Genomic DNA, 16,130 nt, shown 5'->3' with positions numbered 1-16,130 from the left:
GCGGCCAGCCTGTCCAGGGCTTCGCCGTCGTCGCGCAGCGCGGTCGCGGTGCGGGCCAGCGCTTCGGCCACCCCGCCGCCCAGGACGTCTTCGAGCAGCGGCAGGACCTCGGTGCGCAACCGCACCCTGGTGTAGCGCGGATCGGTGTTGTGCGGGTCGTGCCACGGGGTCAGCCCCGCCTCCGCGCACGCCGCCCGGGTCACCGCGCGGCGCACCCCGAGCAACGGGCGGCACCACGGCGGGTCGTGGGGACGCATGCCCGCGATGGAGCGGGCGCCCGAACCGCGCCCCAGGCCCAGCAGCACCGTCTCGGCCTGGTCGTCGAGGGTGTGCCCGAGCAGGACCGGGGCTCCCGCCCTGGCGCGGTCGAGAGCCCGGTAGCGCGCCGTCCTGGCGGCCGCCTCCGGCCCGCCCGCGGTCCCGACGTCGACACCGATGACCGCTGCATCCACGCAGCCCAGCGCCACCGCCGCAGCGCGCGCGGTCTGGGCCACCTCGTCGGAGCCGGGTTGCAGGCGGTGGTCGACGATCAGCGCGGTGGTCGGCCGCATCGCCGCCGCGACCGCGGTCAGCGCCAGCGAATCCGCTCCACCGGACAGGGCGACGCACCATGTGTCACCGACATCGTGAGCACCGACGAAGCGGGTCAACGCGGCCCGCAGTTCGGCTAGAGCACCCGGTCGATCCATCGCTGCGGCTCGTCGATTTCCGTTGGCAACGGCAGGGTTTCAGCGCTCGACCAGACCGTGTTGAAACGTGCCATCCCGACCTTGGCCACCACCGCGTCGACGAACGCCTTGCCCCGGGTGTACTGGCTCATCTTGGCGTCGATACCAAGCAGCGCCCGCATCAGCCGCTGCAGTGGCGGCTGATGGCGTTGCCGGCGGTCGTCGAATCTGCGCCTGATGGTGGCCACCGAGGGCACCACCGCGGGACCGACGGCGTCCATCACGTGGTCGGCGTGCCCCTCCAGCAACGTCCCCAGCACCAGCAGACGATCCAGGGCCTCGCGCTGGTGCTCCGACTGCACCGCCCGCAGCAGACCCAGCACACCCGACGAATTCGGTTCGGCAGCTTCGCCGTCGGCGGCGCTGCGACGTTCCCTCAGGTACCCGGCCAGCCGGCCGACGACCGCGGTGACGTCCTCTCCGCCGTCGTCGGTCAGTACCGCCAGCGACTCCGACATCAGCTCGGCCAGCCACGGGTTGGCCCGGAACTGCACGCGGTGGGTGACCTCGTGCAGGCAGACCCACATCCGGAAATCGCTCGGAACCACCCGCAACTGACGCTCCACGGCGATGACGTTGGGGTAGACGAGCAGCAACTCACCGCCTCCCGCGGCGAACGGATCGTATTGGCCGAGGATGCCCGAGGACACGAAAGCCAGCACCGCGCCGGTCTGCGCTCCGGCGATGCGTCCGCTGATCACCCGCGGTTTCGCGGCGTCGTCGACGCTCCCGCCGGTCATCACCCGCATGGAGCGGGTGGCCGCCTCGATCCACTCCGGCCGGTCGACGATCCGCGCCTCGGGGATGTCACCGCCTTCGGCCAGCCCGGTGACCTCCCGCACCGGGACCTCGGCGGCGCGCGCCGAGGCGGTGAGCTGGTCGACGACCTGCCTGCGGGTGTAGTCGGTGGCGGCCGGCTGCGGCCGGGCCAGCTTGCCGCCCAGCGTCGCCGCCAGATTCCAGTCGACGGCGCGACCCACGTCGAAACCCGCCGCGCGTTGCGGGCTCATCGGTTGCACCCGCAGGAGCGGATCGTCGCGGCGAACGCGTCGAGGGCGGTGCGGCCGGTGGGGCCGGCCTCGTTGGACAGCAGCGCGAACGTCAGCACCCGGCCGCTTTCGTCGGTGACGATGCCGGCCAGAGTGTTGGTGGCGGTCAGCGAGCCCGTCTTGGCGCGCAGATACCCCACGGCGGCCAGACCGGCCTCGGTGTCGTGGTAGCGGTTGGACAGGGTGCCGCTGCCGCCGGCGATCGGCAGCAGATCCACCAGCGGCCGCAGCGCCGGGTGGGTGTCACCGGTGGCGGTGTAGAGCACCTCGTCGAGGGTGGTGGCGGTCAGCCGGTCGTCGACCGACAGGCCGCTGGAATCCAGCAGCCGCGCGCCCCCGGTGTCGACACCGGCGTCGGCGAGGGTGTTCAGCACCGACCGGGCCGCACCGTCGAAGCTCGCCGGGCGGTCCAGCGCTGCGGCGACCTCCCGGCCGATGGACTCTGCCATCACGTTGTCCGAGTAGTTCATCATGTCGTGCATGCGCTCCATCAGCGGCGGCGACTGCACCGACGCGAGCTCGGTGCCCTCGACGCCGTGGCCGGGCGGCAACACTCGCACCGTCGCCGGGTCTACCCCCAACGCCACGGCCAGGGCCCGCCCCGCGTCCAGCGCCGGGGTCTTGGACCGCCGCGATTCCACGCTGACCGGCTGGGTGCGTCCACCGTCGAGCATCACCGGCTCGATCGGGGCGATGTCGCCGCCGTCGATGTCGCGCGGGTCCCAGCCCACCGCCATGGTCGGTCCGCTGTAGGCGCTGACGTCGACCTGCACTCTCTTGACCGCGAACCCGCTGCGTCGCACCTGGTCGGCGAGGTCGACGATGCGGGCGGCGTCCTGGTACCAGGTGTCCTCGCCGCGCGGGGCGGCCGACAGCGTCGGATCGCCGCCGCCGACGAGCACCACCACCCCGGGGGTGTCCGACACCACGCGGGTGGTCAGCCGGTCCTCACGATCGAGCGCCAGCAGCGCCGCGGCGGTGGTCAGCAGCTTGTTGGTGGAGGCCGGCTGCATCGGCACGTCGGCACCCTGCGACCACAGCTCGTCGCCGGTCAGGGCGTCGCTGATCCGGCCGGTGAACCGGCCCAGGTCCGGGTCGGCCAACACCGGTGCGAGCACCGCGGCCAGGCCCCGCGGCGTCGGTGTGTCCGCCGCGTCGGACACCGGCACGACCTCGGGTTGCGCGCTGGCCGGCGGCGGGACGGGGGGCACCGCGATCGGCTCGCCGGACTGGCGGGAGGCCACCAGCACCGCGGCCACCACGACCGCCACCACCAGCAGCAGTACCGCCGCGCCGACCACCACGTAGGTGGACCGCTGCCAACGAGCGGGCCGCATGTCTCTCCTGCCCTCGATCGACAACCAGAACCACCCCTGTAGAGCAGGGTATCCCTCGTTTACTGTTAAGCCGCGCCGTCACCCGACGGCCCCATGGTCACACGCCACGTCGGCGGATCATCGCCAACACGGACATTGAGGAGTCACGACGGTGCAGTTCGATGTGCTCATCGAGATCCAGAAGGGTTCACGCAACAAGTACGAGGTGGACCATGACACCGGCAAGGTGAAGCTGGACCGCTATCTGTTCACCGCCATGGGCTACCCGACCGATTACGGCTACATCGAGGACACCCTGGGCGAGGACGGCGACCCGCTCGACGCGCTGGTGCTGCTTCCCGAACCCGTGTTCCCGGGGTGCGTGCTGGAGGCCCGCCCGGTGGGCATGTTCCGGATGACCGACGAGAAGGGCGGCGACGACAAGGTGCTGTGCGTGCTGGCCGATCCGCGCTGGGACCACATCACCGACATCGGCGACGTGTCGTCGTTCGAGCTCGAGGCGATCAAACACTTCTTCGTGCACTACAAGGACCTCGAGCCGGGCAAGTTCGTCAAGGCCGCCGACTGGGTCGGCCGCGAAGAGGCCGAGGCCGAAGTGAATCGCTCGATCGAGCGGTTCAAGACCTCCGGGCACTGATTCGCCGGCCGATCGGGCCGGGTGAGACTTACGCCACAGGGGAATTTGCGTCGACGTAACACTGCGTAACGCCGACGTTCCATCGGGCTTCGATCATGGCGGTGTGTTACTGCATCAAGGGATCGGCCTGGACGCGTTCAACGCGATGCCGATGCGCCGGGCCGTGCACGCGATCTTCGAATGCTGTTACAGCGTCCCGCTGGCCGCCGACCTGGCCCGCGCTCGCCCGTTCGACAGCCACGATCAGCTCTTCCGCTACGCCGACACGCTGCTGTTCGGGCTCGGCGAGGACTCGATCGACTCGATTCTGCAGGCTTACCCCGATGTGGGCCGCCGGCCTGGAAGCGAGAAGTCCCAGGCCGAGCAGTGCGCCATCGTCGACGAGCGGCCCGAGATCATGGCCGAGCTGACCGCCGCCTCGAAGGCCTACCTGGACCACTTCGGATTCGGGTTCGTCATGTACGTCAACGGCTACGGCGCCGACGAGGTGCTCACCACCATGGCCGACCGCATGCACAACGACGCCGAGACCGAACGCAAAGTGGTCCGAAACGAACTGGCCCGGATCAACCGCACCCGCCTGGAACGGATGCTGGGCCCCGAGGGCGGCTACGACAACTGGGGCTGAACCCGGCCGTCCGCCGGGGGTGAGCACAGCTGGCGACGACGGGCCCGCACCGCTCGCATAGGCTCGTTCCGGTGAGCACCCCGTCGAGACCCACAGGTCATTCCCACTTTCTGTCCCTTCCCGACCTTGCCGCCCGGTCCGCCGGTGGCGCCGTGCTGTGGGCCAACGACGACGTGTTCGCCGAGAAGGAGAACCTGGTAAAGCCCAGCCCCGCCGAACACCGCCCGGCCACGTTCGGCCACAAGGGGCAGGTCTATGACGGCTGGGAGACCCGCCGCCGCCGCGGGGTCACCAAAGAGTCGCACGACTCGGCGATCATCAGGCTCGGGGCGCCCGCGGTCGTACGCGGCGTCGTCGTGGACACCGCGTGGTTCACCGGCAACTATCCCCCCGAGGTCTCCGTCGAAGCCGCCCACGTGGAGGGCTTTCCCTCGGTGGAGGAGCTGGTCGACAAGGCCGACTGGACCACCATCGTGGAACGCTCACCGGTCAACGGGGACACCCGCAATCCGTTCACCACCTCCTCGCCGAGGCGCTGGACCCACGTTCGGCTGTCCATCTATCCCGACGGCGGCGTGGCGCGCTTCCGCGTGCACGGCGAGGGGCTGATCAACCCCGACTTCGCCGAGAACATGACGCTGGACCTGGCGGCGCTGGAGAACGGCGGCCGGATCACCGCCTGCTCCAACATGTTCTACAGCTCGCCGAACAACCTGCTGCTGCCCGGCGTGGCGCGGACCATGGGCGAGGGCTGGGAGACCTCGCGCCGGCGTGACGCCGGCAACGACTGGGTGGAGATCAAGCTGGCGGGCCAGGGCGTGCTCAACGCCGTGGAGCTGGACACGTCGTACTTCATCGGCAACGCGCCGGGCTCGGCCCGGCTGTCCGGCCGCGACGGCGACGGCGCGTGGTTCGAGATCCTGCCGCTGACCGAATTGCAGCCCGACACCCGGCACCGCTTCCGGATCTACGACGAACGCCCGGTGACCGCGGCGCGCCTGGACGTCTACCCCGACGGCGGGATGGCCCGGGTACGGCTGTTCGGCGCGCTGACACCCGGGGGGCTGCAGGACGTCTGCGCCCGATGGGACGCCAGCGCTAGTTGACGTCCTCGACCTCGGCGCCCAGCCGGCGGGCGTCCTTGCGGGTCTTGTACAGGCTGGCCGCCGTGGTGATCAGCAGGGTGACCACGATGACCCCGAGGGACCACAGCGTGGGGATCTCCGGAACCGGAACACCGCGGCCCCCGTTGATGAACGGCAGTTCGTTCTCGTGCAGCGCGTGCAGCAGCAGCTTGACCCCGATGAAGAACAGGATGAACGCCAGCCCCTGGGACAGGTACACCAGTCGTTTGAGCAGGTCGCCGAGCAGGAAGTAGAGCTGACGCAGACCCATCAGCGCGAACACGTTGGCGGTGAACACCAGGTAGGGCTCCTGGGTCAGGCCGTAGATCGCCGGGATCGAGTCCAGCGCGAAGATCAGGTCGGTGGTGCCCAGCGCGATGATGACCAGGAACATCGGCGTCATCAGCCGCTTGCCGTTGGTGCTGTGATCCTTGATCCACAGCTTCAGCCCGTCCCACGTGTCGGTGAACGACAGGTGTCGCCGGGCGAACCGGACCACCGTGTTGTCGGCGTCGTCGTCGTGTTCGGTGTCGCGCACCAACTTGACCGCGGTGTAGAGCAGGAACGCGCCGAAGATGTAGAACACCCAGGAGAACCGCGCGATGGCCACCGCGCCGAGCGCGATGAACACGCCCCGGAAGATCAGCGCCAGGATGATGCCCACCAGCAGGGCCTGCTGCTGATAGATCCGCGGCACCTTGAAGCTGGCCATGATGATCAAGAAGATGAACAGGTTGTCCACCGAGAGGCTGTATTCGGTGAGCCAGCCGGCGAAGAACTCCAGCCCGTACTGGCTGCCGTGGAAGGACCAGGTCCACAGCCCGAACGCCACAGCCAGCCCGACGTAGATGCTCAGCGCGGTCGCCGTCTCCCGTCGCGACGGTTCGTGGGGGCGCCGCCCGATCACTATCACATCGAAAAGCAGGATCGCGATGGTGACGGTGAGCGTGATCGCCCACTCCAGCCCGCTGACGTTCATCCAACCTCCGGTCGTTGTTCAACGCCGGAGGTCTCTTCCACCACCGTCATGGGACCGGCAGCCCACAACACCGGTCGTGACTGGGTGACGACGTGGTGACGACGCTGTGGCGAAAGGAATACTCCCCTCCAGGGGCGTCATTCTGCCAGGCGCTGTTCCGACACGCGAAACCTGGCAGCACCCGACGCCGCCGGGTCACCGCCGACAGTTAGTAGTTTGTACCCGTGACAGCAGCGGATCCAACGCCCGAGATCCCGGCCCAGTTCGTGCTGTCGGGCCTGGCCCCCGAACCGCGCACCCTCATCGACATTCTCTACGACACCGCACGCCGCCACCCGGACGCGCCGGCCCTCGACGACGGCACCATCCAGCTGACCTACGCCGAGCTGATCTCCGACATCGAAGACAGCGTGGCGTGGCTGGCGGCCCGCGGCATCGGCCGCGGCGACCGCATCGGCATCCGGATGCCGTCGGGCAGCTATGCGCTCTACGTCGCCATCCTGGCCACGCTGGCCACCGGCGCCGCCTACGTCCCGGTCGACGCCGACGACCCGCCCGAACGCGCCGAACTGGTGTTCGCCGAGGCCGGCGTGGTCGCGGTGATCACCGAGCAGGGCATGGTCCGCGGCCCCGGGTCGTCGCGCGGCTGGCGCGCCGCCGCGCCGCTGAGCCGCGACGACGCATGGATCATCTTCACCTCCGGCTCGACCGGCACCCCGAAGGGCGTCGCGGTCACCCACCGCAGCGCAGCGGCGTTCGTCGACGCCGAAGCCCAGATGTTCCTGCAGGACAGCCCACTCGGCCCCGGCGACCGGGTGCTGGCGGGTCTGTCGGTGGCCTTCGACGCGTCGTGCGAGGAGATGTGGCTGGCCTGGCGGCACGGTGCCTGCCTGGTTCCGGCGCCGCGCTCGCTGGTCCGCAGCGGAATGGACCTGGGCCCGTGGCTGGTGTCCCGCGACATCACGGTGGTCTCCACCGTGCCCACCCTGGCCGCGCTGTGGCCGGCCGAGGCGCTCGAGGCGGTGCGGCTGCTGATCTTCGGCGGTGAGGCCTGCCCGCCGGAGTTGGCCGAGCGGCTCGCGGTGGAGGGACGCGAGGTGTGGAACACCTACGGCCCCACCGAGGCGACCGTGGTGGCCTGCGCGGCCCGGCTGACCGGAACCGGCCCGGTCAGCATCGGACTGCCGCTGCCCGGATGGGATCTGGCCGTCGTCGACAAGGAGGGCCGGCCGGTCGCGATCGGGGAGGTCGGCGAACTGGTCATCGGCGGAGTGGGCCTGGCTCGCTACCTCGACCCCGACAAGGACGCCGAGAAGTACGCGGCGATGCCCTCGCTGAGCGGATACGGATCCTGGAGCCGCGCCTACCGCAGCGGCGATCTGGTCCGGCTGCAGACCGACGGGCTCTACTTCGTCGGCCGAGCCGACGATCAGGTCAAGGTCGGCGGGCGCCGCATCGAGCTCGGTGAGGTGGACAACGCGCTGGTGCACCTGCCCGGGGTCAGCGGCGGCGCGGCGGCCGTGCGGCGCACCGCGAGCGGCACTCCGCTGCTGGTCGGCTACATAGCTGTTTCGCCGGCAAGCTCGCCCTCGTCGTTCGACCTGGCCGCCGCGCGGGCCGCGCTGGCCGAGTCGCTGCCGGCCGCCCTGGTGCCGCGCCTGGTTCTGGTCGACGAGCTGCCCACCCGCACGTCCGGCAAGGTCGACCGCAACGCACTGCCCTGGCCCGTCGATGACGACACCAGCGACTCCCCGGACCTGGGCGGGACCATGGGCTGGCTGGCCGGCCTGTGGCGCAACGTGCTCGCCGCACCGGTGGACGGGCCGGAGGCCGACTTCTTCGCCCTCGGCGGCGGCTCCTTGTCGGCCGCGCAGCTCATCGCCGCACTGCGGCAACGCTATCCGCAGATGACGGTTGCCGAACTCTACGACCGTCCCAGGCTCGGCTCGTTGGCCGGTTTCCTCGACGAGCTCGAGCCGCCCCCAGCGGTGCAGACCCGGGTGGTCACCCCGGTGTCGCGTCTGGCCCAGGCCGCGCAGGTGGCCCTGACGGTCCCGCTGGCGATGCTGACCGGGATGGCGTGGGTGGTGTGGCTGGCGATCGCCAACAATGTCGCCGCGCGCCTGGATCTGGTGCCGTGGGCCACCCCGATCGGCTGGTGGTGGATCGTGGCCGGTTTCCTGCTGTTCGTCACCCCACCGGGCCGGATGGGTATCGCGGTCGCCTCGGCGCGGGTGCTGCTGGGCAATCTCGAACCGGGCAGCTACCGCCGCGGCGGGCCGGTGCACCTGCGGGTGTGGCTGGCCGAGCGGCTGGCCGAGGCGTCCGGAGCGGAGAACATGGCCGGTGCGCCGTGGCTGGTGTACTACGCCCGCGCGCTGGGCAACAAGGTCGGCAAGGGCGTCGACCTGCATTCGGCGCCGCCGGTGACGGGCATGCTGACCCTCGGGCACCGCTGCTCGGTCGAGCCCGAGGTGGATCTGACCGGCTACTGGATCGACGGCGACGATTTCCACGTGGGCCCGATCACCGTCGGCAACGACGCCACCGTCGGTGCGCGCACCACCCTGCTGCCGGGTGCCGTCGTCGGGAAGAACGCCGATGTCGCACCGGGCTCGGGGGTGGTCGGCAAGGTGAAGAACGGGCAGTACTGGAAGGGTTCGCCGGCGGTCAAGTCCGGCAAGGCGAAACACCCGTGGCCCGATCACCGTCCGCCCAGGGCGCCGCACTGGGTGTTGGTGTACGGCCTGACCTCGGTCCTTCTCGGTGCGCTGCCGCTGGCGGCGCTGGCCGTCGGGCTGGCGGTGATCGGTTGGGCGGTGCGCGACACCGCGACCGTCACCGAGGCGCTGATTCCGGCGCTGCTGTGGGCGGCCCCGGCGACCCTGGCCGCCGTCGCGACCTACGCGGTGCTGACCGTGCTCGGGGTGCGCCTTCTCGCGGTCGGGCTGCGCGAGGGCTACCACCCGGTGCGCAGCCGGTCGGGCTGGCAGCTGTGGGCCACCGAACGGCTGATGGACTCCGCGCGCAACTACCTGTTCCCGGTCTACGCCGGGCTGCTGACGCCATGGTGGCTGCGGTTGCTGGGCGCGAAGGTGGGCCGCGGCACCGAGATCTCCACCGCGCTTCTGGTACCCAAGTTCACCGTGGTCGAGGACGGCGCGTTCCTGGCCGACGACACCATGGTGGGCTCCTACGAGCTGGGCGGCGGATGGATTCACGTGGCCCGCGCGACCGTCGGCAAGCGGGCGTTCCTCGGCAACTCCGGCATCACCCAGCCGGGGCGGCGGGTGCCCGACGACGGTCTGGTGGCGGTGCTCTCGGCCACCCCGCACAAGGCCAAGGCGGGTTCGTCGTGGATCGGTAGCCCGCCGATGCGGCTGCGGCGCCAGCCGACCGCCGCCGACGCGCTGCGCACCTTCCACCCGTCGGCACGGCTGAAGGCGTTGCGCGCCACCGTCGAGACGTTCCGGTTCGTGCCCGTGGTGGTCACCTTCGCCATCGGAGTGGGTGTGCTGGCCGCCATCCAGTACCTGGCTTCGTCGGTGGGCTGGTTGTGGGCCGCGCTGGCGGCGGGGCCGGTGCTGCTGGCCGCGGGAGCGGTGGCCGGGGCGATCGCGGTGCTGGCCAAGTGGCTGTTGGTGGGCCGGATCGGCGCCATCGAACATCCGCTGTGGTCGTCGTTCGTGTGGCGCAACGAGGTATCGGATACCTTCGTCGAGACCGTGGCGGCACCGTGGTTCGCCCGGGCCGCCGCGGGTACCCCGGTGATGAACCTGTGGTTGCGGGCGCTGGGCGCCAAGATCGGACGTGGAGTGTGGTGTGAGACGTACTGGCTGCCCGAGGCCGACCTGGTGACCCTGGGTGCGGGTGCGACGGTCAACCGGGGGTGCGTGGTGCAGACGCACCTGTTCCACGACCGCATCATGCGGATGGACACCGTGCTGCTCGAACCGGGGTCGACGCTGGGGCCGCACTGTGTGGCGCTGCCGGCGGCGCGGATCGGTGCCGGGGCCACCATCGGACCGGCCTCGCTGGTGGTGCGCGGTGACGAGGTGCCCGCCTCGACGCGCTGGCAGGGCAACCCGATCTCGCCGTGGCATCCGGACCGCAAGAAACGGGGACAGTCCGCCGCCAAACCGAAGAAGCCGGCGGCCGCGTGACGGCACGCAGGCGAACCAAGAAGGGCTCTCCCCCGGTCATCGACCCCTATCTGCCCACCACCGGCAACTTCGGCTACCGGGTGTCGCGCTACCAACTGGACCTGGAGTACAAGGTCGCGATCAACCGGCTGGCCGGCTCGGCCACCATCACCGCCATCACGCTGGCCGAGTTGAAGACGTTCAGCCTGGACCTGTCCGGCGCCATGTCGGTGGCCAAGGTGAGCGTCAACGGCAAGCGTCCGGCGCAGTTCCGCACCAGTGGCGACAAACTGCACATCACCATGGCTGACCGGCTGCCCGCCGGGGCCGCCATGACCGTCGTCGTGCGCTACAGCGGAACTCCGCGCCCCATTCGTTCCCACTGGGGCGAGGTGGGTTTCGAGGAACTCACCGAAGGCGCACTGGTGGCCGGCCAGCCCAACGGAGCGTCGTCGTGGTTCCCCTGCGACGACCACCCCAGCGGGAAGGCCAGCTTCGGGGTCCAGATCACCACGGAGAGCCCCTATTTCGCGCTGGCAAACGGAAAGCTGTTGTCCCGCAAGGCGCGATCCGGGATGACCACCTGGAGCTACGAGCAGGCCGAACCGACCTCCACATATCTGGTGACGCTGCAGATCGGCATGTACAGCAGGCGCCGGATGGCCAAGAACGGCGTCGAGATCTTCTCGGTGCTGCCCGACCGGCTGCGCCGTGACTTCGACCACGACTTCGGGCGCCAGCCGCAGATGATGAAGCTGTTCACCAAGCTGTTCGGACCGTATCCGCTGGCCGACGGGTACACGGTGGTGGTCACCGACGACGATCTCGAGATTCCGCTGGAGGCACAGGGTATCTCGATCTTCGGGGCCAACCACTGCGACGGCCGGCGCAGCTCCGAACGGCTGGTCGCCCACGAACTGGCCCACCAGTGGTTCGGCAACTCGGTGACCGCCCAGCGCTGGCGCCACATCTGGCTGCACGAGGGTTTCGCCTGCTACGCCGAATGGCTGTGGTCCGAACACTGCGGAGAGAGCACTGCCGACGAGTGGGCCCAGCACTACCACCAGCGGTTGGTGAGTTCACCACAGGACCTGGTGCTCGCCGACCCGGGCCCGCGCGACATGTTCGACGACCGCGTCTACAAACGCGGCGCGATCACCCTGCACGTGTTGCGCCGCCAGATCGGCGACAGCAACTTCTTTGCGCTGCTGCAGGATTGGACGGCGCGGTATGCGCACGCCAGCGTGGTCACCGACGACTTCACCGGCCTGGCTGCCCACTACGCCGAGGACTCGCTTCGCCCGCTGTGGGCGGCGTGGCTGTACTCCCCGGAGGTACCACCGCTGGATCTGCCGTGACCGACGCCGCGGCCACCCCCTCCGGTGCGGTCACCCGGGCCAGCGTGGTGCGTGTCGGCGCGGCGACCGCGGTCTCCGCGCTGTGCGGCTACGCGGTGCTGTACCTGGCCGCCCGCGATCTCGAACCGGCCGGCTTCTCGGTGTTCGGGGTGTTCTGGGGCGCGTTCGGGCTGGCCAGCGGCGCGGCGTTCGGCCTGCTGCAGGAGACGACCCGCGAAGTCCGCTCGGCACAGGCCGGGCCCGGCCGCAGTCGGCCCATGCTCATCGCCGCGGGGGTGGGGGTCGCGGCCGCGGTGCTGATCGCGGCGACCTCGCCGCTGTGGTCGGCGCAGGTCTTCGTCGCCGACCGCGCGCTGAGCATCGCCCTGCTGAGTCTCGGGCTGGCCGGGTTCTGTCTGCACACCACCCTGCTGGGGATGCTGGCCGGCCTCGACCGGTGGTCCGGGTACGGCGCGCTGATGGTTACCGATGCGCTGGCGCGGGTGGCGGTCGCAGCCGCCACCTTCGCGCTCGGCTGGGAACTGGGCGGCTACCTGTGGGCCACCGTGGCCGGTGCGGTCGGCTGGCTGCTGATGCTGGCCGTGTCACCGGCCACCCGGGCCGCGGCACGGCTGCGCACCCCCGGGGACACCGCGACCTTTCTGCGCGGTGTCGGACATTCGACCGCCGCGGCCGGGGCGAGCGCGGTGTTGGTGATGGGCTTCCCGGTGCTGCTCAAGGCCACCTCCGGTGATCTCGGCGCCACGGGCGGGGTGGTGATCCTCGCCGTGACGCTGACCCGCGCCCCGCTGTTGGTGCCGCTGACCGCCATGCAGGGCAATCTGATCGCGCACTTCGTCGACCAGCGCGCCCACCGGTTGCGCGCCCTGCTCGCCCCGGCCGCGCTGGTCGCGGGGCTCGGCGCGGTCGGGGTGGTGCTGGCCGGGACCTTCGGACCGTGGCTGCTCCGGACCGCGTTCGGCCAGCAGTACCAGGCCGGCGGCGCACTGTTGGCCTGGTTGACGGCGGCAGCGGTGGCGATCGCGCTGCTGACTCTCACCGGGGCGGCGACGGTGGCCGCGGCGCTGCACCGCGCCTACGCTGCGGGCTGGCTGTCGGCGACCGTCGCCTCGGCGCTGCTGTTGCTGTTGCCGCTGGACCTCGAGGTCCGCACCGTGGTCGCGTTGATGTGCGGACCACTGCTGGGTATCGGCGTGCACCTGCTGGCTCTGGCCCGGTTCGGGCCTGCCGCACAATGACGGGGGCCGGGCGAATACGCTGCGGTCGACGACGAAGGAGACACTGATGAGCTGGCTGGTGACCGGAGGCGCCGGATACATCGGTTCCCATGTGACGGAGGCCATGCTCGCCGCCGACATGCCGGTGGTGGTCATCGACGACCTGTCCACGGGTTTCGCCGATTTCGTCCCCGCTGCGGCGCCGCTGGTGGTGGGCACCTTGTTGGACACCGCCCTGATCGAGCAGACCCTGCGCGAGCACGCGGTGCGCGGGGTGATCCACGTCGCCGGCTACAAGTTCGCCGGCGAATCCGTCAACCGCCCGGTCCACACCTACGAGCAGAACGTCACCGCGACGGTCAATCTGCTGCACGCGATGCAGCGCACCGGTGTCGAAGCCATCGTCTTCTCCTCCAGCGCGGCCACCTACGGCACACCCGACGTCGAGATCGTCGACGAGTCGACCCCGACCGTGCCCGAATCCCCCTACGGCGAAACCAAACTGATCGGCGAGTGGCTGCTGGCCGACGTCGGCCGGGCCGCGGCCGTGCGACACACCAGCCTGCGTTACTTCAACGTGGTCGGATCGGGTTCGGAGCGGCTGTTCGACGCCAGCCCGCACAACCTGTTCCCGAAGGTCTTCGACATGCTCTACCGCGGGGAGACGCCCCGGATCAACGGCGACGACTACCCGACCCCGGACGGCACCTGCGTGCGCGACTACATCCACGTCGCCGACCTCGCGCTGGCTCATGTCGCGGCCGCCCGCCGGCTCGCCGACAAGCTGCCCGTCGAGCCGGTGTACAACCTCGGCAGCGGTTCGGGCACCTCGGTGGCCGAGATCATGACCGCGATCCGCACCGTCACCGGCATCGACTTCGAACCCACGGTCATGGCGCGCCGGCCCGGAGACCCGGCACGGATCGTGGCGGCCGGCGACCTGGCCGCGCGGGACCTGGACTGGAAGATGCGCCACACCCTCGAGGAGATGGTGTCCTCGGCGTGGAACGCCCGCCGGCTCGCCGGGGACACCTACCCGCACTAGTGGTCCCTCAATCCCGAACCGCCCGCATCGCGCTGCTGCTCATCGCGGTGCACCTGGTCGTCCGGGCGGTGCTGGCGTTCGGCGGCTACTTCTACTGGGACGACCTGATCCTCGTCGGCCGGGCCGGCACCCAGGATCTGCTGTCGCCGGGATATCTGTTCGACGATCACGACGGTCACGTCATGCCGGCGGCGTTCCTGGTCGCCGGGGCGATCACCCGGCTGGCGCCGCTGGACTGGGTGGGGCCGGCGCTGAGCCTGGTGGTGTTGGCGGCGGTGGCGGCCTTGGCGCTGTTGCGGGCGCTGCATGTGATCCTGGGTTGGCGGCCGGTGTTGTTGGTACCGCTGAGTTTTGCGCTGTTCACGCCACTGGCCGTACCCGGCTTCGCGTGGTGGGCGGCCGCGCTGAACTCGCTTCCGATGCTGGCGGCGATGGCGTGGGTGTGTGCCGACGCGATCCTGCTGATCCGCACCGGCCGCCCCCGCTACGCGCTGACCGGGGTGTTGGTGTTCGTCGGCGGGCTGATGTTCTTCGAGAAGTCGGCGATCATCCCGTTCGTCGCGTTCACCGTCACGGCGTTGTACGGCCACGTCACCGCGACCGTCTCGGTGCGTGAGGTGTGGCGGCGCGGCGCCCGGCTCTGGATCGCGTGCCTGACCGTGATCGCGGCCTGGGTCGGGGTGTACCTGCTGGTGGTCGACCAGCAGCGGTGGAGCTTCGACCTGGCGATGACGTGGGATCTGCTCGCGCGTTCGGTCACCCACGGAATCGTGCCGGGTCTGGTGGGCGGGCCGTGGGATTGGCAACGGTGGGCGCCCGCGTCGCCGTGGGCCACACCGGGGCCGGCGGCGATGGTGCTGGGCTGGGTCTCGTTGGCGGCGGTGGTGGCGCTGACGTGCTACCGCAAGCAGCGCCTCGGGCCGGTGTGGTTGGCCGCGCTGGCCTACGCCGCGGCATGTCAGGTGCCGATCTACCTGATGCGCTCCTCGGGGTTCACCGCATTGGAGCTCGCGCAGTCGCTGCGTTACCTGCCGGACCTGGTGCTGGTGCTGGCCCTGCTCGCGGCAGTCGGGCTGGGTGCCCCCAACCGGCCGGCCAGTGGACGGCTGGACGCAACCCGCTCACGCTCGGTGGTAACCACCTTCCTGACAACGGTTTTCGTGGCAAGCAGCCTCTACTCCACGGCGACGTTCCTGACCAGCTGGCAGGACAACCCCACCAAGCCCTATCTGCGCAACGCGCAGGCCGGCCTGGCGGCCGCACACACCGCCTCGGACGCCCCGATGCTCGACCAGGAGGTCGATCCGCTGGTGCTGCAACGGGTGGCCTGGCCGGAGAACCTGATCTCACACATGTTCGCGCTGCTCGACGACCGTCCCGAATTCGCCTCCTCGACAACCGAGCTGCGCATGCTCGACACCCAGGGCCACGTGGTCGAGGCGATCGTGACCTGGGTGCGCAGCATCCGCATCGGCCCCCACCCCCAGTGCGGGTATCTCGTCCAGCCCGATTTCCCGGTGACGATGCCGTTGGACGGTCCCCTGCTGCCGGCGGACTGGACCGCCGAGCTGAACTATCTGGCCAACAGCGACGGCTCGATCACGGTGTCGCTGTCCGAAGGCCAGGAGGTCAGAGTGCCGGTGCGGCCCGGACTCAACCGTGTGTTCGTCCGCCTCGCCGGCGCCGGAGACACGATCACGGTGCGCGCCAACACCGCGGCCCTGTCGGTGTGCATGGCCTCGGGGCCGGTAGGCTTTCTGGCCCCGCGCTAGGCCCGTCCGCCCGAGCAGGCAGCCATCCACATCAGGGCGGGCCAGCGTTTTTGCCGAGACACCCCACTTCGACCTGCTCAGAAAGCCGCTCACGACGCAGGTGGCCGCGCAATC

General features: G+C 70.3%; 12 protein-coding genes. 8 read left to right on the top strand and 4 right to left on the bottom strand.

Going from position 1 to position 16,130, the window contains the following annotated elements:
* From tilS to dacB, 3 genes are all read right to left on the bottom strand, one after another.
* On the bottom strand, window positions 1-689 hold a 689-nt coding region (tilS, locus tag ACXAID_RS13245), incomplete at its 3' end, for a tRNA lysidine(34) synthetase TilS (protein WP_475022680.1).
* Window positions 668-1,738, bottom strand: a complete 1,071-nt coding sequence (locus ACXAID_RS13240; RefSeq protein WP_421459163.1) for a zinc-dependent metalloprotease — start codon at window positions 1,736-1,738, stop codon at window positions 668-670. The genes ACXAID_RS13240 and tilS, both read right to left, overlap by 22 nt.
* Complete coding sequence (gene dacB, locus ACXAID_RS13235; RefSeq protein ID WP_475022679.1) at window positions 1,735-3,114, bottom strand: D-alanyl-D-alanine carboxypeptidase/D-alanyl-D-alanine endopeptidase; 1,380 nt, start codon at window positions 3,112-3,114, stop codon at window positions 1,735-1,737. Before dacB ends, ACXAID_RS13240 begins: the two co-directional genes overlap by 4 nt.
* 151 nt (window positions 3,115-3,265) lie before the next feature.
* Here dacB and ACXAID_RS13230 point away from each other — a divergent pair, with 151 nt between their 5' ends.
* From ACXAID_RS13230 to alc, 3 genes are all read left to right on the top strand, one after another.
* Window positions 3,266-3,751, top strand: a complete 486-nt coding sequence (locus ACXAID_RS13230; protein ID WP_475022678.1) for an inorganic diphosphatase — start codon at window positions 3,266-3,268, stop codon at window positions 3,749-3,751.
* A 103-nt stretch (window positions 3,752-3,854) separates the two neighbouring features.
* Complete coding sequence (locus tag ACXAID_RS13225) at window positions 3,855-4,379, top strand: 2-oxo-4-hydroxy-4-carboxy-5-ureidoimidazoline decarboxylase (RefSeq protein WP_475022677.1); 525 nt, start codon at window positions 3,855-3,857, stop codon at window positions 4,377-4,379.
* Between the two features lie 71 nt (window positions 4,380-4,450).
* Window positions 4,451-5,485 carry an allantoicase gene (gene alc, locus ACXAID_RS13220; protein ID WP_475022676.1) on the top strand — a complete coding sequence of 345 codons (1,035 nt, stop codon included), beginning with the start codon at window positions 4,451-4,453 and terminating at the stop codon, window positions 5,483-5,485.
* Here alc and ACXAID_RS13215 read toward each other — a convergent pair.
* Window positions 5,478-6,482: a TerC family protein gene (locus ACXAID_RS13215; RefSeq protein ID WP_475022675.1), complete on the bottom strand. Its 1,005-nt coding sequence runs from the start codon at window positions 6,480-6,482 to the stop codon at window positions 5,478-5,480. The two genes, alc and ACXAID_RS13215, sit on opposite strands and share 8 nt — an antisense overlap.
* A gap of 224 nt (window positions 6,483-6,706) precedes the next feature.
* Between ACXAID_RS13215 and ACXAID_RS13210 the strand changes: the two genes are divergently transcribed.
* From ACXAID_RS13210 to ACXAID_RS13190, 5 genes are read left to right on the top strand one after another with little or no spacing between them, the layout of a single operon-like run.
* Complete coding sequence (locus tag ACXAID_RS13210) at window positions 6,707-10,645, top strand: Pls/PosA family non-ribosomal peptide synthetase (protein WP_475022674.1); 3,939 nt, start codon at window positions 6,707-6,709, stop codon at window positions 10,643-10,645.
* Window positions 10,642-11,982 carry a M1 family metallopeptidase gene (locus ACXAID_RS13205; protein ID WP_475022673.1) on the top strand — a complete coding sequence of 447 codons (1,341 nt, stop codon included), beginning with the start codon at window positions 10,642-10,644 and terminating at the stop codon, window positions 11,980-11,982. Before ACXAID_RS13210 ends, ACXAID_RS13205 begins: the two co-directional genes overlap by 4 nt.
* Window positions 11,979-13,220: a hypothetical protein gene (locus ACXAID_RS13200; RefSeq protein WP_475022671.1), complete on the top strand. Its 1,242-nt coding sequence runs from the start codon at window positions 11,979-11,981 to the stop codon at window positions 13,218-13,220. The genes ACXAID_RS13205 and ACXAID_RS13200 overlap by 4 nt, the downstream gene beginning before the upstream one ends.
* Window positions 13,221-13,266: 46 nt before the next feature.
* On the top strand, window positions 13,267-14,244 hold the full coding sequence (gene galE, locus ACXAID_RS13195; protein ID WP_475022670.1) for a UDP-glucose 4-epimerase GalE: 978 nt from the start codon (window positions 13,267-13,269) through the stop codon (window positions 14,242-14,244).
* Window positions 14,244-16,016, top strand: a complete 1,773-nt coding sequence (locus tag ACXAID_RS13190) for a hypothetical protein (RefSeq protein ID WP_475022669.1) — start codon at window positions 14,244-14,246, stop codon at window positions 16,014-16,016. Before galE ends, ACXAID_RS13190 begins: the two co-directional genes overlap by 1 nt.
* Window positions 16,017-16,130 lie beyond the last annotated feature (114 nt).

This window comes from Mycobacterium sp. ABE4_509 (assembly GCF_056160785.1).
This window is presented reverse-complemented; position numbering and strand designations above follow the sequence as displayed.